This window comes from Actinoallomurus sp. CA-150999, assembly GCF_050942425.1.
Lineage (GTDB): Bacteria > Actinomycetota > Actinomycetes > Streptosporangiales > Streptosporangiaceae > Actinoallomurus.
Genome location: NZ_CP192063.1, coordinates 617090 through 642600, shown reverse-complemented (window position 1 = coordinate 642600; position 25511 = coordinate 617090). Strand labels below are relative to the sequence as shown.

Below are 25511 nucleotides of genomic sequence, written 5' to 3'. Positions count from 1 at the left end.
CAACAAATACGGTCAGTATCGAGGTAGCCACAATGCGCTCGGACGGCGGGCGTCCGGGTGCTCAGCGGTCCCGGAACCGGGTGCGTAGGCGGGGCAGGACCTCGGCGCCGAGGCGGGCGATGTTCTCCCGGGTCCGCACCGGGGAGCCGGCGCCTTCCACCATGAGGATCAGGTGGCGGATGCCGGTGCGTTCGACCGTCGCCGCCATGGTCTGCACGCAGTCCTCGGGCGTACCGACCGGGTGGATGCGACACAGCAGCTCCGCGTACTCGTCCGGGTCGCGGGGACGGTACGGCCGGTCGTCGACGGGGACATAGCCCGCCAGGCCAGGGCGCAGCCAGCGGGGCAGCTCGGCGCGCAGCGTCCGCCGAGCCTCCGCCCGGGTGTCGGCGACGTACGCCATGGCGGCGGCCACGTGGTCCGCCGGCGCGTCCGCGGACCTCGCGGCGTACTCGGCGACCATCGCGCGCCTGCCGTCATCGCCGATGTGCAGGCCGAGCAGCATGGGCAGGCGGCGTTCGGCGGCGAGCGCGGCGGTGGCCGCCGAGGTACAAGCGACGACGACCGGCGGGTACGGGCGCGTCCGAGGGCGTGGCACCATCGGCACCTCGCGGAAGGCGAAGGTCGGCCCGGCGGCCGACAGCCGGGTACGGGTCAGTCCGGCCAGCAGCAGATCGAGGCTCTCGGCGAAGCCGGACTCGTACCGCGCGAGCCCGCTGCCGAACACCTCCAGGTCCACCCACGGGCCGCCCCGCCCGACGCCGAGCCGGAAGCGGCCTCCGGACACCTGGTCCAGCAAGGCGGTCTGCTCGGCCAGCGCGACCGGGTGCGCGGTGGACAGCACGCTCACCGCCGTCCCCACCGCGATCCGCTCCGTACGGCCCAGGACGTACGCCGCGAGGGAGATCGCAGAGGGGCAGATCCCGTACGACATGAAGTGATGCTCGGCGAGCCACACGTCGTCGAAACCGGCCCGCTCGGCGGCGACGGCCGCCTCGACCGTGGCGGACAGCACCTCGCCGTCGCTCTGCCCGGGGAACCGCGCCGCCAGCAAGAACATTCCAAACCGCACTTCCCCCACTCTGGCAGGAGTCGCGGGGCGGCGGCGGAATGTTCAACGTTCGTGGTGAGCGCCGTTTTGGACGGAGTCGGCGTGATCGCCGTCCGGCACGCTCACACCGCCCGGATCAGGCGCGCTCGGCGGTGCAGTCGGGGCACAGCCCGAAGATCTCAACGGTGTGATCGGCGTCTGTGAAGCCCGCCTCGGCGGCGACGCGCTCGGCCCAGCGCTCGATCGCGCGCCCCTCCACCTCCACGCTGCGCCCGCACGACCTGCAGGTCACGTGATGGTGGTGGGTGCTGCTCTCACACCGGCGATAGAGCGTCTCACCGGTCTCATCGCGCAGGGTGTCGACGCCGCCGCCCTCGCTGAGCACCTGGAGATGCCGATAGACCGTGGTCAGCCCGACGCGCTCGCCGCGCCGGCGCAGCTCGGCGTGGATGTCCTGAGCGCTGCGGAACTCCGGCAGGTCGGCGAGAACCTGACCCAGCGCCTCGGCCTGCCGGGTGCCCCGCACGCGTGTCCCCCGGCCGACGGCCGAGGTCTGTCGCGGAGGGCGGGCGGTCGAATGCGAGGTCATGGGCAGCACTCCGGCCGGTCGGTCTGCGTGTCGGTTCCCCGCACCGTACCAACCGATCCGGCCGACCGCCCGTCGTCGGGCGGCTCGTGGGGGTCATCCCTGGGTGTACGTGAACTGTCATCGACAGTGAGTGGAATACAGCGGGCGGTGTACGTAACCTCGTACGAGAACACAGACCAACACAACGGCCAGAGCGTCGCGGTTGAATTGGGGGATTCATCGGGGGACGCGATGCGAAAGGCGAGCATCCTGAATGCTAGCCGGGCCATCCGAAAGTGAACGTCCGCGGGTAGACCTCTTGGGGGAGGGGTCAGCCCGCGGACGTTCGCACTTGAGGGCGCCGAAACCCGCTCCGACCAGCAGATTCAGGCGAGATCGACAGGGCGGAGGCGCCGCGGATCCGGCGTGATGCGGTCGACGGCGAGGGCTCGGGCGAGTCGTACAGCATTACCTTCACGATAGAAGAGCAGCAGAAGATCGCACCTTCCGCGCCGCCCAGTGAACTCCCTTGACAATTACGTCGATGGCCGCGATGAATTAATCGTTGATGATCTGCCATGGAGTTTAACGCGCCGATTTCGGCGTTATCGAAGAACGAGGTTTGAACACGCCGCAGGCGCACGGCATCGCGCACCGCCGTAAGGCGGCGCCGACCGTGGGTGCGGGCGAGACGCGGCGGTCAGGAACCGGGCAACCGGCGAAGCCGACAGAGGGTCATCCGGCCGCCCCTCCACGCCCCGGCCGTCCGCGGCCGCCTCGGAACCACATGGCCGTACGACGTGACGGAGCGATCGATGCCGACTCATCCGGCGTCCCCGCCCTGGCCACGCTGGGCTCGCTCGGCGGCATCGAGCACCTCCCGCAGCCGATATTCCTCGCGCAAGGTGTACGGTGCCTCCGGTACTCTCGTGAGCAGCGGGGCGTTAGCTCAATGGCAGAGCTGTGGACTTTTAATCCATAGGTTCTGGGTTCGAGTCCCAGGCGCCCTACCACTCATCTGGTCGCTGACCTGTGGCTTCTTGCCGCTGGCGGATCTTGCGATGATCGTTTCGTGGGCATCGGTGCTCTTTTGTCGCGATCTTATGCGCCCTCTCCATCAGGGATGTGCATCCCGATGCATAACTATGCGATCTGGCGATGCCAAGTCGCCGCAACGCGGCGTAGTACCGGCGGGCACTGTCAGAGACGCCTGGAAGATCTTGGGGCTATGAGTCTGATCAGCTCACGGGAGGGCATGGCCGGTGCCGTGCCGTTGGAGTCGGGCGGGTTCGGCTGATGCCGGTCACGTCCGTGCGGAGATCGCCACCGCCATGGTCCTCAGCGAGCACACGGTCAAGACCCACGTCAGCAACGTGGTCAGCAAACTGGGCCTGCGCGACCGCGTCCAGGCCGTCATCGCCGCCTACGAGTCCGGCCTCATCGTCGTCGGCTCCTCCTGACCGCCCCTGGCACGGGCAGACGACCGGAGCGGGTGCCGCGGGACCACCTGCGCCACGACGACCACGCGTCCCGATGGCGTGAAGGGTCGCCCGGCTTTCGGTTGAGAACAAGGCGACCCGTCCCCCATCAGAGGACCTCACATGGACGTGAGCCACGCAGCGAACGCCGCGGCGGCCCCGCTCGGCGACGCGGCGGTGATCGCAGAGTCGTGGCATGAGCCTGAACTGTTCGCCGAGATCTTCCATCGGCACTTCGCCGAGATCCATCGCTACGTGACCCGCCGGCTCGGTCCGGACGCCGCGGACGACATCGCCGCCGAGACGTTCCTCGCGGCGTTCCGCCGACGCTACCGGTTCGACCCCGAACGCGGTGCCGTACGGCCGTGGCTGTACGGCATCGCGACCAACCTGATCGGCCTGCACCGGCGGGCGGAGAAGCGGTTCTACCGGGCGCTCGCCAGGACACCCGCGGACGATGTGACGTACGACCACGACGAGCGGGTCGCCGCGCGGGTGACCGCGGGTCGTGTGGGGGCCGAGCTCGCGGAGGCGCTGGCCGGGCTGTCCGCCGGCGACCGGGATGTGCTCCTGCTCGTGGCGCTCGCCGACCTCACCTACGAGCAGGTGGCACAGGCGCTCGGCTTGAAGTACGGCACCGTGGCGTCACGGCTGAACCGGGCTCGAAGAAAACTGCGGGAGGCGCTGGGCGGGGTTGACCCCACACTGATCAACGAGGAGTCGTCATGAACGAGATGGACCTGGTCCGCGGGCTGCTCCGCGAACCACCTCCCCCGTCGCCCCGGACCACCGCACAGGCGCTGCGCCGCCTGGAGAAGGACCTCACCGGACCGCGTCGTCGTACGTCCCGGCCAGGCCGCCGGTGGTTCGTGGTCGGCCTCGCCGCCGCCGGTACGGCTGCCGCCGTGGCGGTCGCGGCCACCGTCACCGGCGGCCCGGACGCTCCGGTCTCGCCCCGCTCGTCCCGGCCCGTCCAGCTCTCCGCCCGGGAGATCCTCCTCAGCGCCGCGAGTTCGACCGCGAAGGCGCCCGTGACGAGCGGCGGCTACTGGCTGACCAGCGAGCAACAGGGCACTGCCGTGGTCGTCGGACGGCCGTCCGACCGTTACGTCATCGAGCGCCGGATGCTGCTGAAGCAGTGGGTCGGGATCGGGCGGCGGCCGTCCTGGCAGGTCACTCGCGAGCTCGGCGCGCGTCCCCAGGGCGAGGCCGACCGGGCCGCGTGGCAGAGGGCCGGATCACCCACGCGATGGACGTTCCCCCCGCCGTTCACCCCTTGGACGAGTGGCGCCTCGCGGTGGAAGACCGAACGGCTACCTGTCCAGTTGACCTTCACCGCCGGCTCCGTCCAGGACGTACATCGGCTACCGGATGATCCTGCCCAGCTCCGTACGTACTTCATGAAGAGGAAGAACGACTCCGAAGGGCACAGCTCCCCCGCCGAGTGGCTTTTCTCCAGCGCGTACGACGTCCTCCTGTCCGAACCGGCCTCAGCAAAGGTACGCGCCGCGGCGTACCGGATGCTGGCCGAGCTTCCCGGCATCCGGAGCGTGGGCGGCACGACGGACCCGCTCGGGCGCCCGGGCGTGGCCGTCGCCCTCGGCGACGGTGCTCCGAGCGACCAACCGTCGACGGAGCAGCGCATCGTCGTCGATCCCGCGACGGGCGCCTTCCTCGCCGAGGAGACGGTGCTGGTCCGACCGGCGACCGGGCGGGCGGTGTCCCGTCTCCCATCCGATCTGTCGGAGAGGTCGGCGCGCCCGGGCACGATCCTGAACTACCGCGCGCTCCTCACGGCCACATGGACCGACACCGCCCCCTGAGCCGACGCTCGCCGGGTACGGGACCCCGCCCGCGCCCGGCGAGCCGCAGCCTTGCCGGCGGCCGGTTCAGACTGCCCGGCTCTGAACGCCCCTGACCTTCTACTTGAGTTCGCAGCACATCCTGGAGCCCCCTCGAATGAAACTCACCTATCTGGTTGCGACGGTGACCCTGGCCGCCGCGGCGGGTTGTTCGGCCAATGCGGCCGACACCAGCGGCCGGGACGGTACCGCCGGGCCGAGCGCGACGGTGTCCATCAGCGCCGTGGGCAGTGACGTTCGCCCGGACCAGGGCGTCACGGTCACGGTGTCCGGCGGCACGCTGGAGTCGGTCACCGGCATCGCCGGCACCTTCAACGCCGGCCGCACATCCTGGAAGACCACATGGACCCTCAAGCCCGGCGCGTCGTACAAGGTCACCACCACGGCCAAGAACCCCAAGGGCAAGGCCACCACGGTCACCCGTGCGTTCCGTACGGCCAAGGCCAAGCAGACAGTCGGGGTCGCGGACGTGACGCCGATGCCCGGGGAGAAGGTCGGCGTCGGAATGCCCATCATCGTCGACTTCACCGGCCCGGTCGCCAACCGGGCGAACGTCGAGAAAGCGCTGGAGGTCAAGAGCGACAAGGGCGATGAAGGCGCCTGGAGCTGGGTCACGGACCGGCGTGTGGTCTACCGGACCAGGAAGTACTGGCACGCCCACCAGAAGATCTCCTTCACCGCGCACCTGACCGGCGTGCGGGCCGCCCGCGACACCTACGGCGTCCGCGACGTCTCCCGGTCCTTCAAGATCGGTGACTCCAACGTCACCGTGGCGAACGCCAAGACCCACTACATGACGGTGAACCACGACGGCACGGTCCGTAAATTCCCGATCAGCGCCGGAAAGGGCAACCTGCAATCCACCATCACGACCAACGGGATCCACCTCACGAAGGAGAAGGCCCAGGTCGTGCACATGACGGCGACCTGCCACGGCCAGCCCGGCTGTGACGACTACCAGGGTGAGGTGGTCCACCTGGCGGTGCGCATCACGATGGGTGGGGAGTACGTGCACCAAAGCGTCGGTGAGTACTACTACCTCGGCAAGCAGAATGAGAGCCACGGTTGTGTCCGCACGACCCCCGAAGGCGCCAAATACTTCTACGACATCTCTCAGCGTGGCGACATTGTGGACGTGACCGGGACGACGCGCCCGTTCGCCGATGAGCCGTCCGCCGACGACTGGAAGTACTGGACGGTCTCCTGGAACCGATGGCTCGCTGGCAGCGCCCTGCACTGAAGGTCGCCGCCTATCGACACCCGCCCCGATCACTTCTGAGGAGGACCGGTAAGTACAGGGGCAGCGGCCGGAACTACTCATGGGACGCCACGCACTCACCGAAAGGCCTGTGGCGCTCACCTTCTCGAAGGAAGCTCTGCGGAAAAGAAAGGAAGTTCTGTGGGAGAGAAAAGCCGCCGCCAGGTGCGTGGCCTCATCATCGCCGGCCTGATCACCGGTGGCCTGGTCACAGCGACCCTGCCCGCCGTCGCGGCTACTGCCGTCCCCGGAACCGCGACGAGTGTGGCAAAGGCGTGCGCGAAGGCCCACGGCAAGTACACCGGCCGCCTGCTCGCGAAGTACAAGATCACCGGCGGGGATGAAAAGGCGCACGATGTCCGGGGTGGGACGCTCGAGGTCTGGGGCTCCGATTCGTGCAGGACGATCTGGGTCAAGACCGTGAAGCTGCCGAAGTACTCCAAGCGGCCTTACGAGACTAGGGCCGCCATCTCCTTCTCGGACAAACCGCACCACAAGGTGACCAAGGTCGCCGATAAGACCACACGTTCCAGTGTGGAGACCCCGGCGGCACACAACCCCAGCACCCGTACGGGTGAGTTCAGGGTCGAAGGCGGATTCGTGGGTCAATACCAATTCGTTTCGTACCACACCTACCGCTACTGATATCGACACCTGATCAGGGGAGCCGCCCAGCAGGCCGCTCCCCTGATCAACCTGCCGAAATTCCCTCACAAAGGAGCGTTTTCATGCGTTCAACTCGGCGCACGCGCCGTCTCGTCACCACTCTCGCCGCCGGGACGGCACTCGCGTGCGGTGCGCTTACCGTCGGCACGGCGGCGGCCGCCACTCCCAGACCCGGCGGCGGGCTCGCCCACCCCGACCAGGACCACACCGGAGGCGCGGCCGCACGTCACGGCCAGTCAGTACGCGCGGCGACCGCCCCGGACGGGATCCCCGGCCTGGACGTCAGCGGATGGCAGGGCAACGTCGACTGGAACGCGGTCAAGGCCAACGGCGCGGAGTTCGCGTACGTGAAGGCGACCGAGAGCACGACCTACCACAGCTCCTTCTTCCCCCAGCAGTTCAACGGCGCCCACGACGTGGGCATCGTCCGAGGCGCCTACCACTACGCCATCCCCAACAAGGCCAGCGGCGCCGCCCAGGCCGACTACTTCGTCGACAACGGCGGCGGCCAGACCGGCGACGGCCTGACCCTGCCCGGCGTACTCGACATCGAAGACGACCCCTACACCGACACCGACGGCACCAACAAGTGCTTCGGCCTCGCACCGGACCAGATGACCAGCTGGATCCGCGACTTCCTGAACGAATACCACGCACGTACGGGCTGGAACGCGGTCATCAACACCTTCACCGAATGGTGGAACGACTGCACCGGCGGCTCCACCGAGTTCGCCGCCGACCACCCGCTGTGGATCAACAACCACGGCGACGCACCCGGCCCCCTGCCCACCGGCTGGACCAGGCAGGCCATCTGGCAGTGGGCCGACAACGGCGTGTTCCCCGGCGACCAGGACGTCCTCAACACCGACGCGTATAAGAAACTGCTCGCGCAGAAACGCTGAGCGATGCGCGTGGCCGCTCCCGCCCACGCGGAGCGGCCACGCGCCTTGGCCGTCAGCCCGACACCGGAACCGCCCGCCCCTGCGCGGACGCCGGACCGGCACCGCACCGGCGTCGGGCTCCGGCGGCGTGCCGGTGGGCGCTCATCGACTGTGACGGTTTCCGCCGGGCGCATGCTCGGGGTTGTAGTCACCAGACGCCACGAGCAGAGGAGGCCCCTGATGACTTCAGGGTATGACGGTCAGAGATTTCGAGCACGCAGTCGTCGCAGCGGCCGCTGGTACGGTCACGTTGTTTGCTCGCTGTTTGCTCGTATGTCGCGGCACGGCCCGGCAGCACTCGGTGTGGCATAGGGTCGATGCGCCGCGAGGGAAATGGCGAACGTGAACCAAATGGGACGTAGTGGTACTGCGAAACAGGACGCGGTAGCGCGTCGAGTAAGGAATTCTTGCAGAACTGTGGACTTTTAATCCATAGGTTCTGGGTTCGAGCCCCAGGCGCCCTACCGCTCATCTGGCCGTTGACCTGCGGTTTCTTGGGTCTGGCGGATCTTGTGTTGATCGTTTTGGCGCCGTGGGTGCTCCGTGGGTGCTCGCAGCGGTTGGGGCGGTCCCGAATGAGGAACCGCAGCTGTTCAGCCCTGTCGGCCAAGTCCATGACCGGATTCCTGGCCTGCTAGGCCATCCACACTCCGGCCGGGTTTGCTGTAGTCGGTGACGGCATAAACCTTCAGGAGCCTCTCGACTCCGCGTAGCAAGGTCTCGCAGATCAGCACCGGGTCGAATAGACAGCCGGCGGCCATGGCACCGTCGCGCATCATCACGAAGTGGCGGGCGGCGGGCTCGGCGCCGGTCTCCTGGATCTTGGCCAGCAGTTCCGTGATGGTTTCCAGGAACCATTGGCGGTGGGCGAGCACGGCCTTGTGCACCGGGGACTCGGGGTCGGGATACTCGGCGGCAGCGTTGAGGAAGGCGCATCCCCGGAAGCCGGGGGACTGGATGCTTTGGGCGATGGACTTGCTGAGGGCTCGGATGGTGTCGGCGGCCGGTAGTCCGGCGGCGACGGCCTCGTCCGCCTGACCCCGCATGGCCCGGTCGACCTCGTTCAGGTAGGCGAGGACAAGGTCTTCCTTGCCGGGGAAGTGCCGGTAGAGGGTGGCCCGCGTCACCTGCGCTTCGGCGACGATGCGATCGATGCCGACAGCGTGGATGCCCTCCGCGTAGAAGAGCCGGGTGGCCGTGTGGAGCAGCCGGGACCGCGCTTCGGACGGCCGGCCTTCGGACGGCCGACCTTCGGATTCGCTACGCATGCGACCACCCTAGTAGGTAGAACGTTCGGTCTTGACAGTTTGCACTAGGGACTGCAGGCTATGCGAGGTAGAACGTTCTGTCTCGCGGCCCGCGACCATGGGCCGTCAGCAGCGCCCGTGCGCCGGGAGCGCCTTCCCGGAACGAGCGAGGCGGTCTCCTCGTCACTCAAACTCCGAGAAGGATCATCATGAGCTCCATCGCTGCTTCGCCCGGCATTTCCGGGACCGCGTCCGCACTGCGGCGGCTGTACTTCGTCCGGTTCGCGTTCGCCATCGTCTGGGCCCTCGCGATGTTCACGACCGCCTCGAACCTGGGTCCGCTCGCGGTCACCCTGCTCGTGCTCTACCCGATGTTCGACGTGGCCGCCGCCGTCATCGACGCTCGCGCGTCGCGCGCCACCGGATCGCCTGCCCTGCTGTACGTCAACATCGCGGTCAGCCTGATCACCGCCATCGGCGTGGCCATCGCCTGCGCGTCCGGCATCCCGGCTGTGCTGCGCGTGTGGGGCGCCTGGGCCGTCGTGGCCGGGCTGGTTCAGCTGATCGTGGGCGTCACGCGCCGCAAGATGGGCGGCCAATGGCCGTTGATCATCAGCGGCGCCATCTCGGTACTCGCCGGCGCGTCGTTCATCCTTGGCGCCTCCGCGGCCAACCCGACGCTGACCAACGCGGCCGGCTACGCCATCCCCGGCGGCATCTTCTTCCTCATATCGGCCTTTCGCCTCGGCCGCGCCGCGAAGGGAAACTGACATGGACAGCAACACTTACGACGTCGTCGTCATCGGGGCCGGTCCGGTCCCGTTCGGGCACCGGGTCGATGCCGGCGTCCTTGAGAATCTCCCCAGGCGGCCACCTTCACCCCGAGCACGAGCCGTTGTCGGCCTGTTCAGTGGAAGAGCTGGGCACCAAGCGGGTGTTGTTGGTCGAAACCGGGAAGTATCAGGAAGGTCCCGCTGGCGGTCGTGGTCGTGAATTTCACCAGTGCGTCGGAGTTATCCATATTGGTGAGGGTGTTGGTGAATGTTCGTATGTCGTTCTGGAAGCTCATGAAGAGCAGGCCGGGGGCGGGATCGTCGGTACCGTAGGAACGACGGAGCATGAGGCCGACGCCGACCGCGTTGGCGTTCGCTCTGCGGACGTGGGCGTCTGCCGGGACGAGGTAGCGTCCGTCCGGCGTTTTGGCGCCGAGGTCCGGGCCCGAGGCGATGGTGCCACCAGAGAGGGGCATGCCAGTGGCTCGGTGTCGGCCGAAGACCGCCTCCTGGTCGGCAACGGACAGCGTGGCGAACCGCGGCAGGTCGAGTTCCATGCGTCGTAGTACGGCAAGGGTGCCACCGGCGACCGGAGCCGGCCCGGCCAACCATAGGTGGCGTTGTTGTTCGGCCGTGGTGTGGGGGCCCACGATGCCGTCGATGAAACCGAACGGGTTTCGTGGCGCGGTAAGGCCCTGATCCACTGGAACGTTCGAACCGCGGGCTCCGGACTGCCGCCAGCGTTCGTGTATCCGGTCACCGGCCTGGTGCAGGAGTGCGGCAGCGACGATCGGTATTACCAAGGCGTCGCTGGCGCAGATCTGTATCAGCAGGTCACCGCCGCGTGCCTGCGGGGCGATCTGCTCGCGGGAGAATCGTGGGAGGTCTGCTGCGCCGGGCAGGGAAGGGTCGACCGTGCGCACCAGTCGGGGGCCCACCCCGATCGTCACGGTGAGATCGCCCGGCGGCAGGCCCAGCAGTCGTGTATCGGTCCCCGAGGTGAGTGTGCGGATGCTCTGGCCGAGTTCGGCCAGCAACAGGCCGGCAGCCACGGCATGATCGACGTCGGCCACCACGGCCAGCAGGTTCGGTTGGGCCGGCTGCGGGAGCGTGATGCCCGCCTGGTACCGGCCCGTTGGTGACACGGGCGGGGTCGGCGCAGGGGCATCGGACCGGTCTGGCCGCGCGGACCGCGATTCACACCCGGCGGTGAGGCCGGCGGCCGCCACGGTGCCGGTGGCACTGAGGAACGTGCGGCGTGACGGGTGGGAGTGGGGTATGCGCACAGTGTGAACAATGCCATATCCGTCCTGACACCACCGAATCCCGCCGGCGTCCGTGCCAGGATGCGGCCATGCCTCGTTTCGGTCCTCGGGTGTTGGTTGCTGTGCTGGGCACACTGGCACTCGTACTGGTCGGCTGCGGCGCCGACGATGACGGATCGAGCCACGGCCGACGACCGTCCGGTGCACACGTGACGATCAAAGTGCCGGCCGACGCCCCGACGATCTCGGCTGCGGTGTCTCTGGCTCAGCCCGGCGATCTCGTGTTGGTCGCGCCGGGCACGTACCACGAGTCGGTGAAGATATCCACGGCTCGCATCACTCTTCGTGGCGAGTCTCGGGACAAGGTCGTCATCGACGGGCGGTTGCAGCAGCCGAACGGCATCGTCGTCGCCGCTCCCGGGGTAGCCGTGGAGAACCTGACCGTGGAGAACAACACGCAGAACGGGGTCCTGGTCACCGGTTCGGCGAAGGCGGTTGCCGGATTGCCGGGGCGGTCGGGCGGCTACGACACCGGCGATGAGCCCGTCGCCTTCCTGAAATCGTTCTTGGTCTCCTACGTGACCGCGACCCGCAACGGGCTGTACGGCATCTACGCGTTCTCCGCGCAGGACGGTGTCATCGAGCACTCGTACGCGTCAGGCGGGGCCGACTCGGGGATCTACGTCGGACAGTGCAGGCCCTGTCACGTCGTGGTGCGGGACAACATCGCCGAACTCAACGCGGTCGGTTACGAAGGCACCAATGCCAGTGGCGACATGTACGTGGTCGGTAACCGCCTTGTCGGTAACCGGGTCGGACTCACCACCGACTCCGACCACCAGGAGAAGCTGCTCCCGCAGCAGGGTGCCGTCATCGCGGGCAACCTGATCGCGGCCAACCAGCAGACGGCGACCCCCGAACAGGCCGACGGCGGGTGGGGCATCGGCGTCGGCATCGATGGCGGCACCGACAACCGGTTCGTCCGCAACCGAATCGCCGGCAACAGCAACGCCGGGCTGGTGATCACCGCAACCGCCGACATACCGCCGGACGGCAACCAGATCCTGGACAACACCTTCGCCGCCAACGGCGTTGACGTCGGCTGGACGTTCCCCACCGCCACGCGGGGACGGAGCAACTGCCTGCACGGCAATGATCTACGAACCACGGTGCCGGCCCATCTCGCGACAACCGCGTCCTGCCCGCTTCCCGCCCGGTCGTCCTCGCCGTCCGGAACGTGGGCGAGGCCGACGGCACCTCGCGGTATTCCGTTCACCGATGTGGCGGCGCCTGGCACTCAGCCACAGTTCCCGAACGCCACCACCACGGGCGCCACCGCTGTTCCGGCCGTTCCCGCCCTACCGGACACGACAGGCATCCCGCTGCCGCCGGCGTCACTGCTCGCCGCAGGCGCGCGGGTGCAGACATCCTGAGCGGCGGCTACCGCGTCGGGGTGACTCCGGGTACCGGCCGGACCGGAACGTACTTCTGGGTGTCGAAATCGATGACCACCGGCTGTGATTCGGAAGCCACGCCGATGCGAACCCGGTACATGGTGCCGTCCGAGCCGATCCAGTAGCGCACGGAATCCGCCGTGCCGGACGTGGCGCGGGCGCTCGGCCCGGTCATGACGTCCACCTGATGGCCGTTCAACCGGTCCTGCCCAACCCAGACGGCACCGTTCTGTGGCAGTAGTTCGGCATTGTCCGGCCGGTCGCTCCCGAGACTCAGCGCGATGGCCAGCGAACTGTCCAGCGAACTGCCGGACGTTCGCAGCGGACGGCCGTACCAACCCGACCCCGGCGGCGATGCCGGTGCGTCCGCCGGGGCGTCCGCCATCGGGTGGACGAACACGGTGGTGGCCGTCCACTCGATCAGCCCGTCGCTGGACGTATCGCGCCCGGTGCCGTGCACCGCGCCGTAACCGAGCTTGCCGCGGTAGTCGATGGATCCGGTGATGATCAGCCTACCGCCGGTGCCCGGCACGGTGATCGTCACGGCGCGGCCGCCCGCCTGGTAGTTGCGGAACCGCGTGATCGCCAGACGGTTCGCCTGATCCGAGGTCAATGCGCGCGGAACGGTACGGGCGGAGCCGCTGCTAGCGATCAGGAGCGCGGCCACCGCGGCAGCCGCACCGGCGATGACGGCTGCCACCCAGCGTGGCCGCAGAAATCGGCGCCGACCGGCCGCGCGCCGCGAGTGACTCTGCTGGGTTCTTATGCTCCGCACGCGGCGCAACGTTAACACGTTCCGCGCATTCATCCCCTGATTTCCGCCGATCTTACTCTTGGCGCACACGCGGTACAGTATTGTGTTCGGTGGGTGCTTGGGATGGCCATACTGACTCTGCGTTGTTTCCGTGAGTCGTTAACCGTGACGGGTTCGGGATGAATGTCGTGTCCTGTCCGGTTCTTGACTGATAAAGGCAGGGTTCGACGGCATCGAGTTACGGCGTACGCGCCGCTGACCTATGGCATATGGCGATTGGCGCTGGGGGCGATGACGCGGTGATTGAGTTGCGCAGCAACCCGCGCAAGCGGAGCGGGGATTCGGTGCACCGCGGGCGCTTCCATCACCCCGATCGGCACCGTGTTCTACCGTGCATACCCCACGGAAGGCCTGAGCAAAGTCCCGCCCCAGGCCACGAACGCGCGTGCGTTTACTGACCCGCGCGCCTACAGCGACCACAGCCTGGATTCACCCATTGTCATGGGCGCCCTCACGCGCGGCGGATTCCGCCTGAACCTCCAGGACAACCATGAAGCCAGGCCCACGGAAACAGCGGTGGGCCCCTTTTTCGCGGCCGACGTGTCACCCGGGGCCGCGGAGCGGATGTGCAGTTCGACGCGGGTGTCTGGTTCACCTGACAAGGGAGTGTGATGGCCTATGGGCCGATTCGGTAGAAGATCGTACCGGACAGCCGGGAAGCGCAGTACGGGCCCGCTGGCGCGAGTGGGCTTCAGCGTTCTCCTGCTGTTCGGTAGCACCATGGGCGCGACGCCCGGGACGGCCTCCGCTTCGACTGGCGACGGCACACTGACAGTTCAGGTGCTGAGGGATTTCTTCGGCACCGGCGTGATCAACGCGACCATGGATGCGCCGCAGCGGGGCATGAAGGTTCAGATCACCGACCCGGCCGGCCATCAGGTCACCGGCATCACGGATGCCACCGGAAAGGCGGTGGTCTCCCGGTCGACCGCGCTGACCGGCGGCCACTACCGCGTAGATGTCGCCGTCCCGGCGCCGTACAGTAATTATCTGCGGGCGGCGCCGGCCTCGACGGCGGCAAACCACTTCGACAGCTTCACGACGTTCGTGGACGTGTCGGGCGGCAAGAACGCCTCGGTGATCACCGGGGTCTGGGACGCGGCCGACTATGCGCTGCCGGACTCGCGGTACTTCGTGCCGATCCAGAATGGTCCTGGCGGGAACGACACCCGGTCATTGGTGGCGTTCGGGACGAACGTTCGGGGTACGTGTCCCGACCACGCGACGTGCCCGGCCACGATCGACACGCAATCCCAGGTGGGCACGACGTTCGCGCTGGCCTACGACAGGTACCGGCACCGGCTGTTCCAGGGCGCGTTCGCCCGGCGATACACCGCGTACGGGCCGAAGGGCGGTGACGCGATCTACGCCGTGCCGGCCAACGGCGGGGGCGCGCCGACCCTGTTCGCGAAGGTGCCGGGCGCCGCGGTGACGCCGCACGACACCGCCAACATGAAGAAGGACGGTGGGTTCACCAACGCGCCAGGTAAGGAGAGCATCGGCGGCCTGGCTCTGTCGGAGGACGGCTCGACGCTGTACGCGGTGAACCTACGGACTCGGACCCTGGTCAGCTTCAACGCGACCAGGGCCACCGCATCCGCACCCAAAGCGACGGTGCCCATCCCGGACCCGGGCTGCGCGGCGCGCACCGACTGGCGGCCGTTCGGACTTACCACGCATGACAACACGCTCTACGTCGGCGGCGTGTGTAGCGCGGAGAGCACGCAGAACCGCGCAGACCTGAAAGCCGTCGTCTACGCCTACGACGGCAAGCGATTCGCCACGGTGATGACCCATTCGCTTACCGGTGAGCGCGGTCCCGTCTTTGGCGGTAACAGCGCACCTGACCGGGTCAGGCACTGGAACCCGTGGAACACCAACCTGTTGACCTGGGACAACTTCAAATACGCCGGTGCCTTCGTCGATCCGCAGCCCGAGCTCGCCAGCCTCGCCTTCGCCCGTGACGGTTCGATGATCCTCGGTTTCCGCGACCGGTTCATGGACGTTCTCAGTTGGGGTGGACAGGACCCTCGGCCGCTCATCGACACCGCGGAAATGGGCATGTCCGGTGGTGACATCAACATGGCCTGCGCCAAGCCCACCGGTGGATACTCGTGGGAAGGCACCGGAAATTGCCCCAACCACGCCAGTTACGCCACCGACGGCGGCGAGAACAGCGGCGTCGTCGAATACTTCCCGGGCGACTACGTGCGGAACAACGGCGCACCGAGCCAGCCCGAAGGGGTGCACAACGAAGCCTCGCAAGGGTCGGTCGCCTACATTCCGCAGCAGCAATGGGTCGTCAGCACGGAGATGGACCCGACCGACGTCTACGCCGCTGACGGGACCGGTTACTACAACATCGAGACCGGTCAAGGGCCCGGTAACAACCATGCCGCCAACGGGTACCAGTTCGTCGGTCCGAGCCAGAACGGGTTCGGTAAGGCCGGCGGGCTCGGCGATATCGCGTATGCGGCGGCGAATGCGCCGATCCAGATCGGTAACCTGGTGTGGTTCGACGGCGACCACAATGGGATCCAGGATCCGGCGGAGGTGCCGCTGCCGAGCGCGACGATCAATCTGTTGAGCGCCAGCGGCAAGCAGGTCGCTACGACCAAGACCGATGCCGCCGGCGAGTACTACTTCGGTGGGGTCGGCGCCGCCTACCAGCTCACGCCGGGTGCGAAATACACGGTGCAGTTCGACGTGTGTACCGCGAACACCGGCAAGGTGCCGGGTCAGCCGTCGGCCACCAAGCTTCGGTTCACGCTCCCGCTGGCCGGTAGCAACCGGGCACATGACTCCAATGTGATCCCGCCGAAGACCGGGCAGCTGTGCAACGGACACGCACCTGTCACGGCGCCGGGCAAGTCGGGAGAAGTTGATCACACGATCGACGCCGGCGTGTACATCCTCAAGGCACCGCCGACTTCTCCGCCTCCGACCTCTCCACCGCCTACCAAGCCGACCAAGCCGGGCAAGCCTGGCGGGCCCGGAGGTCACCTGCCCTTCACAGGTATGTCCCACCTGCTACTGATGATCGCAATCGCTGCCTTGCTGCTCGGTGCAGGCACGGCAATCGTCGTCGTGAGCCGGAAGCGTCGGCGCCAGGCAACACTGAAACAACACTGAAAGACGGGTAATCTGCCCGCCCGCGATCCCCAGTGGGCGCGGGCGGGCAGACGACGCCAACGCAAACGACAGCGAGCTGCTCTCAAAGAGTAGTTTTAGTATCACCTTTAGTGACTATCATGGCGAGAAGCGCGCTGGATATCGTCCGCACATGCCCCTCGACGCCGCCGGCACTTGGCCAACTCCTGCCTCGCCCGCGCGGGATGTGACCTGCCGGGTCACCGTGGAGGAGGTCGCCGAGATAGCGGCCATCACCGACCCTGTGCTGCGCAATCTGCGCATCACCCAGGCGTACCACGACCTGTCCATCGAGATGGCCGAACTGCTGGGTCCTGACAACGTCAGCTGGTGTTGCTTTGGAACCTGGGCTTCACGCACGGCCGGCCGCTTCATCCGCGGTGAGGGCATCCCGCGAATGGTCCGCCTCATGACGGCCTTCGCCCAGCGTGTTCCCGAGCGTATCCAGACGGTCGGTCCTCAACTGGTCGCCCGCGCCGTCCGGCAGGTCGGCGACAATGTAGCTATCGGTAACCGCATGGTGTTCCAGGACTTGGGGTTGCTGTACGCCCAGCTGATCCAGGAGTACACAGGCGCCTCCGACCCCACCGCCCAAGACCACGCGCTCGAACGCTGCGTTGCCGCGGTGGGTACCGACGCGACCGGACAGGGCGGCCGGGAACTGCTGATCGCCGCCGTGCACAGCTATCACGCCGCCATGCGCGCCCGCGACGCCGCCGAACGCGCCGAGCACGTCCTGCTGGCCAATCTGCGAGTCGGCCTGCACGAGCAGATCCGCTTGCAAGAGACCATCACCGAGGCGCTGGTTCCGGTGCAGGTTTCCCCACTTGCCTCGCCCCTGCTACGTAAGCGCCTGACACAGCTGTGGCGGACCATGGCCACCGCCCACCTGATGGACCTCCGGATGCCCGCCCCCGACTTCCGGCAGACCCGCCGCCTTACCATTCAGCACCTGGGCGCCGACCTCGGCCGGGCCACCCTCGCAGCGACCTTCCCGCCCGGCCTGACCCATCTTTCCAACATCGAACTCAAGGCCTTGCTATACGACATCGACCGCACCCCCAACACCGTGCTGGGCAGCGCCGCCGACGACTGGGTCGAACTAGGCGACCGGATGAACTTCATAGCGGACCTGTTCCGATCCTGGCAACAAGACCAGAGCCTGTTCCAGCAACCGTTCACTCCCCACCAAGCCACGGCCATCCGCGCCGGAACTCTCCCTACACCCATCCCACCCCTATAAATGAGCGTTCCGTTGTTCCCGATGGGGGCAGTGCGGCCATCCGGGGTCGGTAGCCCGCCGAAGTGGCCGCATGCTCCCAGCGGTTGGCGTCAGTGGACGATTCGCTCCACGATCCAGTCGACCAGTGGCTTGGTCACCTGACTGTGCCCGGTGTTCTCGCTGTCGCACTTGAACTCATCGAGCGCGCTTTTCACACCGTCCGCCTCGACATTCTCGTACGGGTCGACGTTCCACTCGGCCGGGTCGTAGTCCAGCGCGACCGCGCTCACCGAGGGAACGAAGCAGCTGAACTTGTACGTCTCCGGGATGTCGGCCCCAAGTTCGTCGGCGATCTGGCCGAAGGAGTCGAGGGTGCCGCCGGGCACGCCGTCGAGGCCGGGGACGTACGAGGTGAAGCCCCGTCGCACCTGGCCGGCGGCCCGCATCTCACCGATCGGCTTGCGCTCGCCGCCGTCGGGCTGGAAGTTCGCCTGGGCGTAGACGACCAGCGGTACCTGGTACTTGAACACCTCCACGCCGGGCGGCAGGTCGCGGCCGATGCCGTTGCCCGCGCCGTTGGCCACGCCTAGCTTGTGTGGTCGCTTCGGGAACTGGCCGAGCTCGCGTAGTTCACCCAGGAACTGCGTGCGCAGTTCGCTGGAGGTGGCGACGGGGCCTTCGTACTTCGCGTCCGGGATCCAGGCGTACAGCAGTTGCTGCGCGGCGGGGCTCCTGATCAGCTCGGCCTTCTTGACCGTCCCGGGCCCCGTCGGCAGCGACTCGAAGAAGTAGGCCATCTGCTGCAGGACCAGCGGGATCCAGGCGCCGTTGTGCGGGGAGTCCCAGGACAGGTAGGTCGCGGTCTGGTGGTCCTGGTTCTGTTTTTCCATCTCGGCGAGGGCGTAGCGGGTGATGATGCCGCCCATGCTGACCCCGCCGACGATCAGCTGCGCGTCGCCGCGTCGCTGCTGGATGGCCTCCTTGATGGCGCTGATCACCACGCCGGCGTTGGCCTGGATGTGAGTGTGCCGCTGCTCGAAGCCCACCAGGATGACATCGATGCCCGCAGCGAGCAGATGGTCGAGGAAGCCCACCTCACTGCCCGGGTAGGGCGCGTTGAAGTGGGCGAACAACCCCGGCAGGTCGCTAGGACCGTAGTTGAAGCCGTCCGCGAAGATGAACGGACGCTCGAGTTCGTCGTGGCCGTCGGCGAGGTAGACCGCAGCCTCACCGACGGCCATCTCCCGCCGGTACGGCCGGGCGGACCGCAGCGGCCAGGTGTGCTTCGGCCGCCGGTCGCCGGCGTGCGCCACGCCCGTCGGGGTGCCGAACCACGGCCCCGGCGGCAGATTGCCGGCGAACTCCGCCACCTTCTCGGCCGAGGACTTCTCCTCGGCCTGATTCCACGTCAGCTCGACGTCGATCCTGGCTTCCTGTGTCATGAGGACTGCTACCGCCTCTGCGTAGGTCGACTGTAACGGTGTCATCACTCAGTGTGTCCACCGTTCGCGCGAGGAAACGGGAACGATTCTCAGCTCAGAAAAGACGTGTAGGGGCAAATGCGTCTGCCACCTGAACAAATATCCAGAGGGTTCATGAGGCACGCTTTTAATCCATAGGTTCTGGGTTCGAGTCCCAGGCGCCCTACCAGTCCTGATCTGGGGTTCACCTGCTCGGGCGGAGCTGCGGTGTTCGTGGTGGGGGCAGAGCGAGGCCGTGGTGGGGCCAGCCAGGTTGAAATCGCTATAAATATGGGCGAAACGGCGGAACGCTCTGCTAGGTTGCCTGAGCGCTAAAGATCACGGAAGTGGGTCGATCATGGGCCGTGCACGACGGGCAGCTGCCGTCTCCTCGCTGACATCTCTCTGCCTTGCCGGCACCGCGATCCCGGCTGAGGCGGCCAGCGGTTCACTGATCATCACGGCGGTCGACCGCTCGGGACATGTGACGTCCGCCCACGCGTGGGCCGTCAACACCGGCACTCACCGGAGGTACTCGTTCTCCACCGCCAAGCCCCGGACGTTGCCCAACGGCCACTACGGCGTGGCCGTAGTCATCGCTCCGAACGGCACGAACCCCGGTGCCACGCAGACGATCGGGAGCCGGACGTTCACCATGAAGGGTGGTCGCGTCACGCTGCGGTTCGATGCCCGCCAGGGCAAGCGGATCAGCATGACGACGAACACCGCGCACCCGTATCGCGTGATGTACTCCGCCGACATCTGCGTCGCCAGTGACTACCTTGGCAGCATCGCCAACAACGACAGCGTGGTGAACTACGACGGCGTGACGAACTATGCCATTCCAACGTCTAACCGAAGCGTCCGTTTCAGTGCGACCGTCGAGTGGTCACCGACGCGGTCGGGCCCCTTCTACTGGGCGATCGGAAAGCCGACCTACGGTATCCCGTCCGAGCCCGGGTTCTCCTGGACACACGCATCGTTCGCCAAGTTGTCGGTGAAAGTACTGAAGGGCACCGTCCGGGAGCCGGACACCACTCTCATGATGCTTCCCTGGGCGTCCTGCCGGCGGGGCGCGGATTCGTTCGCGACATTCACGGCGCCGAGAACCGTCACGGCGTACGTGACGCCGGGACAGTGGGCTCCGTCCATCATTTACAGCGGCGGCGTGACCGGAGTGAACGGCGTCCCGTACTACAAGGCCGGTAAGACCTACCACCTCACCTTCACCCGCAAGTCCTGAACCTAACCTCCGGCCATCCATGGCCTGACCGGGTGGACCAAACCGGCCGGTGAGCCCAGCCGCGCACGCGTGGAATATGCGAACCCCACCGGGCTCTGCACACTTACCTGCACACGCGCGGGGTTTTGATCGGGATCGCGTGGGCGCTACCGCAGTTGGTCGCGGCGGCGGGTCAGGTAGGCGGTCTCGGCGGTGTTGCCCGCCAGTTCGATGGCTTTGTCGTAGGCCGCGCGCGACTCATGACCGCGGCGCAGCCGGCGCAGTAGTTCGGCGCGGGTGGCGTGGTAGGCGTGATAGCCGGCCAGCGTGTTCTCAAGCCGGTCGACGGCTGCCAGTGCGACGTCCGGGCCGTCGAGTTCGGCGACCGCGATGGCCCGGTTGAGGGCGATGATCGGCGAGGGGTCGAGGCGGACGAGTTGGTCGTAGAGGGCGAGGACCTGCGACCAGTCGGTGTCACGGATGTCGCGGGCGGAGGTGTGCACGGCGTTGATCGCGGCGAGGATCTGGTAGCGGCCCGGAGCGACCCCGGCGGCGGCAGCGGCGAGGCGTTCGCGCACCAGCCGGTGGCCCTCGGCGATCAGCGCCGTATCCCAGGCCCCACGGTCCTGCTCGTCGAGGGAGACCAGTTCGCCGCCGGCCGAGACCCGGGCGGTGCGGCGCGCCTCGATGAGCAGCATCAGCGCCAGTAGCCCGGCCACCTCACCGTCGCCGGGCAGGAGGGCACGGATCAGGCGAGTGAGCCGGATCGCCTCGGCGGTCAGGTCGTGACGTACCGAATCGGTGTCGGAGCCGGTCGCCAGGTAGCCCTCGTTGAACACCAGGTACAGGACGGCGAGTACGCCGGAGACGCGGGCCGGGAGATCCTCCGCGGACGGCACCCGGTACGGGATGCGGGCCGCCTTGATCTTGGCCTTCGCGCGGGTGATCCGCTGCCCCATGGCACTCTCGGCCACCAGGAAGGCGCGGGCGATCTCGGGCACGGTCAGACCGCCGACCATGCGCAGCGTCAGTGCCACGCGGGCCTCCATCGCCAGCGCCGGGTGACAGCAGATGAAGATCAGCCGGAGCCGATCGTCGTCGATGGCGCCGACCGGCTCGGGCGGGTCGCCGTCGTACACCAGCTGAGCCTCCTTCTGCTTGTCGTCGCGCTTGTTCTCGCGCCGAATCCGGTCGATGGCCTTGCGGCCCGCGGTGGTGGTCAGCCAGGCGCCGGGGTTGGGCGGTACGCCGTCGGCCGGCCACCGCTCGACGGCGGTCGCGAACGCCTCGGCCGCCGCCTCCTCGGCGATGCCGAGGTCACCGAAACGCCTGGTCAAGGCGGCGACCACCCGGGCCCACTCCTCATGGTGGGCCCGGGTGATCGCCTCGCGGACGTCGACGTCGTTCACTGGAACGGCCGTACCTCGATCTTCCGATCGCAGACCTTCGACGCCTCGGCGGCGAGCTTGAGCGCCACGTCCAGATCGGGGGCCTCCCACACCCAGACGCCGGCGAGGTACTCCTTCGACTCCACGAAGGGCCCGTCGCTGAACACCGCCTGCTCGCCCCGGTTGTCGATGACCGTGGCCGCGTCGGTGTCCGCGAGTCCGCCCGCGAAGACCCAGTAGCCCTCGGCGATCAGTCGCTCGTTGAACGCGCTGATGGCAGGCTGCCTGTCCGTGCTGCCGGGATTGGTCTTGTCATCGACGACGGAAACCAGGTACTGCATCTGAAGATCATCTCCTGTGGTGTCGGGACAGCGTGGTTCGCTGGTCAGGGACTTCACGCCGTTGGCGCATACTGCGGGCGCCCGGCCGACCGGTAGACCTGGATCGTCACGCCCTTGGAGTCGACGCGCGACTCGACCAGGTCGAGCGCGAGATCCGGGCCCGCGTCGGGGAACAACCGCGCACCCTGGCCGACGACCACCGGGACGGTGATCAGAGTCATCTCGTCGACCAGATCGTTGTCCAGCAGCCACCGGGTCAGGATGCCACTGCCGTGCACCTGCAGCTCACCCCCCCGGCCGGGCCTTCAGTGCTCGGACGGCGGCCGCGACGTCTCCGGACAGGACGGTCGTGTCCGGCCACGCCGGATCGGTGAGCGTGGTCGACGCCACGTACTTGGGCCGTGTGTTCAACGCTTCCACGACGGACTCCCAGCCAGGGGCGTCCTGGACCGTCAAGGTCCCCCATGAGGCGGCGAACAGCTCGTAGGTCCGCCGGCCGAACAGGAACGCCTCGGCGCGCTGGTAGGCCTGGTTGATGAACACGTGGGTCTCGTTGTCGCCCTTCCCCCGGGCCCATCCTCCGCGCTCGAATCCGTTCCTACGGTCCTCATCCGACGCGTGGCCGTTTCCCTGCGTCACTCCATCGATGGTGACCTGAGTCATGGTCGTCAGCTTCATGATCGCGGTCCCCTACCTTGGCGCCGCCCCTTGTGGGCGGCCTCACCCCTGCTACGAACACCACCGCCCCGATCCGACACCGACTCCCGGATTTCGTTGAAGAACTTTCCGGGACGCCCGTCGGCGCCGCGTCCCGGTTCGCACCATCTGGCCCGACGGCGCGCGGCGCGGTTGAGACGCACATACACCGGCAAAGCCGGCGCCGGCCGTCGTACGGACCTGGTTGGATGATCGAGCCTCGGTCCTGGGGACCGAACGACGAGTGCCGTCAGGGAGGGCGCTGGATGGGGATTCGCAATGGGTTGAGCCGGCTTGGGGCTCGGCGGCGTCTTCAGCGGACGGCGAGGGAGGTCTTCGACTGGCGGCAGCTGCGGCCCGGGCAGACGGAGGCGATGCAGTCCCTCCTTCAGGGGCACGACGTACTCGTCGTCATGCCGACCGGCAGCGGCAAGTCCGCGACCTATCAGGTCCCGGCCCAGTTGCTCGACGGCCCGACCATCGTGATCTCGCCGTTGATCGCCCTGCAGCGGGACCAGATGCTCTCGCTCGCCGAGCGGAACGCGGGCGGCGCCGTCGTCGTCAACTCCGCGCAGCGCGCGGGCTCGAGCGAGGCCTCTCTGGAGCAGATCCGGGCCGGTAAGGCCGAGTACGTCTTCCTCTCCCCCGAGCAGCTCGCCAAGCCCGATGTCGTGGACCGGCTCGCCGCGGCGCGGCCCTCGCTGATCGCGATCGACGAGGCGCACTGCGTCTCGGCCTGGGGACATGACTTCCGGCCCGACTACCTCGGGCTCGGCCGGGTCATCGAACGCCTCGGCCACCCCCCGGTGATCGCGCTGACCGCGACCGCGTCGCCGCCCGTACGCGAGGACATCGTGGAGGTGCTCGGCCTCCGCGACGTCCACCAGGTCATCCGGGGCTTCGACCGGCCCAACATCACGCTGCGGGTCCGCCGGTTCGCCGAGGAGAGCACCAAGAGGCGCGCGCTCGTCGCGGACGCCGCCGGACGGTCCGGGCTCGGCCTGGTGTACGTCGCGACACGCCGCGACGCCACGGCGTACGCCAAAGAGCTGACCGAGGCCGGGCTGCACGCGGAGGCATATCACGCGGGGATGAAGGCGTCCGAACGCGAGCGGGTGCACACGTTGTTCTCCGAGGGCGGGCTCGACGTCGTCGTGGCCACCTCCGCCTTCGGCATGGGGATCGACAAGCCGAATGTGCGCTACGTCCTGCACAGTGCCCCACCCGAGTCGCCGGACTCCTACTACCAGGAGATCGGCCGGGCCGGCCGCGACGGCGAGCCGTCCGAGGCGGTCCTGTACTACCGGTCGGAGGACCTCGGCCTGCGCCGATTCTTCGCGGGCGGCCGGCCGGACGAGGAGATGCTGCTCCGGCTCGCCGTCCTGCTCCACGAGCACGGCGGCACCGTGAAGCCCCACGCCGTACGCGAGACGCTGGGCATCGGCCCGTCCAAGCTGACCTCTCTCGTGAACCTGCTCCAGCACACCAAGGCGGTGGAGGTGAGCGGCCGGGGAGACCTGCGGTACGCCGAGCGGGGGCCCGCTCCCAAGCAGGCCGCGGCCGATGCGATGGAGCTGGACGAGAGCCGCCGCCGGGTGGACGACTCGCGCATCGACATGATGCGCGGCTACGCCGAGACCACCGGGTGCCGCCGCCGCTATCTGCTGGAGTACTTCGGCGAGCCCCGTACGACGAAGACCTGCGACAACTGCGACAACTGCGTCGCGGGGGCGGTCGACACGACGCGGGTCGACGGTCCATTCCCGGTCCACTCCGAGGTGGTGCACAAGGCATGGGGCCCGGGAACGGTCATGCGCGCCGAACCCGACCGGATCACCGTGCTGTTCGAGGAGATCGGCTACAAGACACTTTCCCTGGTCGCGATCAAGCGCGACTCCCTGCTGACACTCGCATCGGAGAGCGGCGCCGAACAGTGAGCAGCCCGCCATGAAGTGAGGCGGCCATCCATCGCGGATTGATGGAGGTGCAGAAACACGAGCGCTGAGCATAGAAGGCCAGGTCAGATGCCGTTGAGTAGTCACGGCACCGCCCGGGAGATCATCTGGCGCGGATCGGCGCGCGCCTTTCCGAGCGGGACAGGGTTCACCTCCGGCCGTCTGCCGCCGGGGCTCGTCCCGCCAGCGGCGGGCGGTCTCCTCCAATCGTTTGCAGGCGGAGGTTCGCTTATTGCTTTGACCGCCGCCGTCGGTGACGGTAGCGGTCAGCAATCCACGACATACCTATGCTCGTCAGAACCCGCCACTCCTCGATCCGGCGCAGCAGATTCGTGAATCTCAATCTCAAACCCTTCCGTTTCTTTTGGTCCCCGCGTACGCCCATGCGGGCATGCGGGGACCGCGTTCGCGGCCAGGCCGTGACCATCATGGAAGACCGGGTCCCCGAGAAGGCGCCCGGCGCTGAGTCCGGCCGAGCCAGGACGATCCGGAGCTAATGAGCCAGCCGTTATCGTCCTCCGGCCCGACGTCCGGCCCGGGAATCACCCCACACGACACCCGGTTAGCGCCACCTCAAATCCTGCCTTGGCGTTGGTACAACGCGTCGGCCGGCAGCCCGTGGCCGTGCATCGGCCAGCCGCATCTGCGTTCTTACCGCGATGCTTCGTCCACGCCGAGAAGCCTCCAAGGGTCTCCTCAG

21 protein-coding genes, 2 tRNA genes and 1 pseudogene are annotated in these 25511 nt (G+C 67.7%); 14 read left to right on the top strand and 10 right to left on the bottom strand.

The genetic code is table 11. The annotated features are described in order from the left end of the window. Positions 1–61: 61 nt before the first annotated feature. Both ACQP2O_RS03185 and ACQP2O_RS03180 read right to left on the bottom strand, forming a co-directional pair. On the bottom strand, positions 62–1072 hold the full coding sequence (locus ACQP2O_RS03185) for an LLM class flavin-dependent oxidoreductase (protein ID WP_433179692.1): 1011 nt from the start codon (positions 1070–1072) through the stop codon (positions 62–64). Positions 1073–1187: 115 nt separating this feature from the next. After that, positions 1188–1640 (bottom strand): Fur family transcriptional regulator, encoded by a 453-nt coding sequence (locus tag ACQP2O_RS03180; protein ID WP_433179691.1) that lies wholly within the window; start codon positions 1638–1640, stop codon positions 1188–1190. 917 nt (positions 1641–2557) lie between these two features. Between ACQP2O_RS03180 and ACQP2O_RS03175 the strand changes: the two genes are divergently transcribed. The 8 genes and pseudogenes from ACQP2O_RS03175 to ACQP2O_RS03140 all read left to right on the top strand — a co-directional run bounded on the left by ACQP2O_RS03175 (position 2558) and on the right by ACQP2O_RS03140 (position 8288). Next, positions 2558–2632 (top strand) — tRNA-Lys (locus ACQP2O_RS03175). Positions 2633–2920: 288 nt separating this feature from the next. Continuing rightward, positions 2921–3079 (top strand): annotated as a pseudogene (locus tag ACQP2O_RS03170) (response regulator transcription factor); the annotation flags it as partial. Between the two features lie 141 nt (positions 3080–3220). Then, positions 3221–3826 (top strand): RNA polymerase sigma factor, encoded by a 606-nt coding sequence (locus ACQP2O_RS03165; protein ID WP_433179690.1) that lies wholly within the window; start codon positions 3221–3223, stop codon positions 3824–3826. Then, on the top strand, positions 3823–4920 hold the full coding sequence (locus tag ACQP2O_RS03160) for a CU044_5270 family protein (RefSeq protein WP_433179689.1): 1098 nt from the start codon (positions 3823–3825) through the stop codon (positions 4918–4920). Before ACQP2O_RS03165 ends, ACQP2O_RS03160 begins: the two co-directional genes overlap by 4 nt. Before the next feature lie 136 nt (positions 4921–5056). Continuing rightward, on the top strand, positions 5057–6199 hold the full coding sequence (locus ACQP2O_RS03155) for an Ig-like domain-containing protein (RefSeq protein ID WP_433179688.1): 1143 nt from the start codon (positions 5057–5059) through the stop codon (positions 6197–6199). 159 nt (positions 6200–6358) lie between these two features. Then, entirely contained in the window at positions 6359–6862 is a 504-nt protein-coding gene (locus ACQP2O_RS03150; RefSeq protein ID WP_433179687.1) for a hypothetical protein, read from the top strand. Positions 6863–6945: 83 nt separating this feature from the next. Then, complete coding sequence (locus ACQP2O_RS03145) at positions 6946–7785, top strand: GH25 family lysozyme (protein ID WP_433179686.1); 840 nt, start codon at positions 6946–6948, stop codon at positions 7783–7785. A 415-nt stretch (positions 7786–8200) separates the two neighbouring features. After that, positions 8201–8288: transfer RNA gene (locus ACQP2O_RS03140), tRNA-Lys, on the top strand. 129 nt (positions 8289–8417) lie between these two features. Here the strand turns inward: ACQP2O_RS03140 and ACQP2O_RS03135 are convergent. Then, complete coding sequence (locus ACQP2O_RS03135) at positions 8418–9092, bottom strand: TetR/AcrR family transcriptional regulator (protein ID WP_433179685.1); 675 nt, start codon at positions 9090–9092, stop codon at positions 8418–8420. A 188-nt stretch (positions 9093–9280) separates the two neighbouring features. Here ACQP2O_RS03135 and ACQP2O_RS03130 point away from each other — a divergent pair, with 188 nt between their 5' ends. Beyond that, complete coding sequence (locus ACQP2O_RS03130) at positions 9281–9841, top strand: hypothetical protein (protein WP_433179684.1); 561 nt, start codon at positions 9281–9283, stop codon at positions 9839–9841. A gap of 137 nt (positions 9842–9978) precedes the next feature. On the opposite strand, the gene ACQP2O_RS03125 is transcribed toward ACQP2O_RS03130, so the two are convergent. Further along, a complete protein-coding gene (locus ACQP2O_RS03125) occupies positions 9979–10989 on the bottom strand; it encodes a Dyp-type peroxidase (protein WP_433179683.1) in 1011 nt (336 codons plus the stop codon). A gap of 329 nt (positions 10990–11318) precedes the next feature. Between ACQP2O_RS03125 and ACQP2O_RS03120 the strand changes: the two genes are divergently transcribed. Then, positions 11319–12542: a right-handed parallel beta-helix repeat-containing protein gene (locus tag ACQP2O_RS03120; RefSeq protein ID WP_433179682.1), complete on the top strand. Its 1224-nt coding sequence runs from the start codon at positions 11319–11321 to the stop codon at positions 12540–12542. Between the two features lie 7 nt (positions 12543–12549). On the opposite strand, the gene ACQP2O_RS03115 is transcribed toward ACQP2O_RS03120, so the two are convergent. Then, positions 12550–13407 carry a hypothetical protein gene (locus ACQP2O_RS03115; RefSeq protein ID WP_433179681.1) on the bottom strand — a complete coding sequence of 286 codons (858 nt, stop codon included), beginning with the start codon at positions 13405–13407 and terminating at the stop codon, positions 12550–12552. 654 nt (positions 13408–14061) lie between these two features. On the opposite strand from ACQP2O_RS03115, the gene ACQP2O_RS03110 reads away from it, so the two are divergent. Together ACQP2O_RS03110 and ACQP2O_RS03105 are read left to right on the top strand one after the other, a co-directional pair. Next, the gene (locus tag ACQP2O_RS03110; RefSeq protein ID WP_433179680.1) at positions 14062–16509 is read left to right on the top strand and encodes an SdrD B-like domain-containing protein; all 2448 of its coding nucleotides are present in this window, start codon (positions 14062–14064) and stop codon (positions 16507–16509) included. Between the two features lie 151 nt (positions 16510–16660). Next, positions 16661–17770, top strand: a complete 1110-nt coding sequence (locus ACQP2O_RS03105) for a hypothetical protein (protein WP_433179679.1) — start codon at positions 16661–16663, stop codon at positions 17768–17770. Between the two features lie 89 nt (positions 17771–17859). On the opposite strand, the gene ACQP2O_RS03100 is transcribed toward ACQP2O_RS03105, so the two are convergent. Further along, positions 17860–19191, bottom strand: coding sequence for an esterase/lipase family protein (locus tag ACQP2O_RS03100; protein ID WP_433179678.1), 1332 nt, complete (start codon positions 19189–19191; stop codon positions 17860–17862). 376 nt (positions 19192–19567) lie between these two features. Between ACQP2O_RS03100 and ACQP2O_RS03095 the strand changes: the two genes are divergently transcribed. Further along, positions 19568–20452, top strand: a complete 885-nt coding sequence (locus ACQP2O_RS03095) for a hypothetical protein (RefSeq protein ID WP_433179677.1) — start codon at positions 19568–19570, stop codon at positions 20450–20452. A 146-nt stretch (positions 20453–20598) separates the two neighbouring features. Here ACQP2O_RS03095 and ACQP2O_RS03090 read toward each other — a convergent pair whose 3' ends face one another. From ACQP2O_RS03090 to ACQP2O_RS03075, 4 genes are read right to left on the bottom strand one after another with little or no spacing between them, the layout of a single operon-like run. Next, entirely contained in the window at positions 20599–21840 is a 1242-nt protein-coding gene (locus ACQP2O_RS03090; protein ID WP_433179676.1) for an RNA polymerase sigma factor, read from the bottom strand. Further along, positions 21837–22160 carry a YciI family protein gene (locus ACQP2O_RS03085; protein ID WP_433179675.1) on the bottom strand — a complete coding sequence of 108 codons (324 nt, stop codon included), beginning with the start codon at positions 22158–22160 and terminating at the stop codon, positions 21837–21839. Before ACQP2O_RS03085 ends, ACQP2O_RS03090 begins: the two co-directional genes overlap by 4 nt. Before the next feature lie 53 nt (positions 22161–22213). Continuing rightward, a complete protein-coding gene (locus ACQP2O_RS03080; protein ID WP_433179674.1) occupies positions 22214–22438 on the bottom strand; it encodes a dihydrofolate reductase family protein in 225 nt (74 codons plus the stop codon). Positions 22439–22445: 7 nt separating this feature from the next. Further along, a complete protein-coding gene (locus ACQP2O_RS03075) occupies positions 22446–22838 on the bottom strand; it encodes a dihydrofolate reductase family protein (protein ID WP_433179673.1) in 393 nt (130 codons plus the stop codon). A 284-nt stretch (positions 22839–23122) separates the two neighbouring features. On the opposite strand from ACQP2O_RS03075, the gene ACQP2O_RS03070 reads away from it, so the two are divergent. After that, positions 23123–24793, top strand: coding sequence for a RecQ family ATP-dependent DNA helicase (locus ACQP2O_RS03070; RefSeq protein ID WP_433179672.1), 1671 nt, complete (start codon positions 23123–23125; stop codon positions 24791–24793). Positions 24794–25511 lie beyond the last annotated feature (718 nt).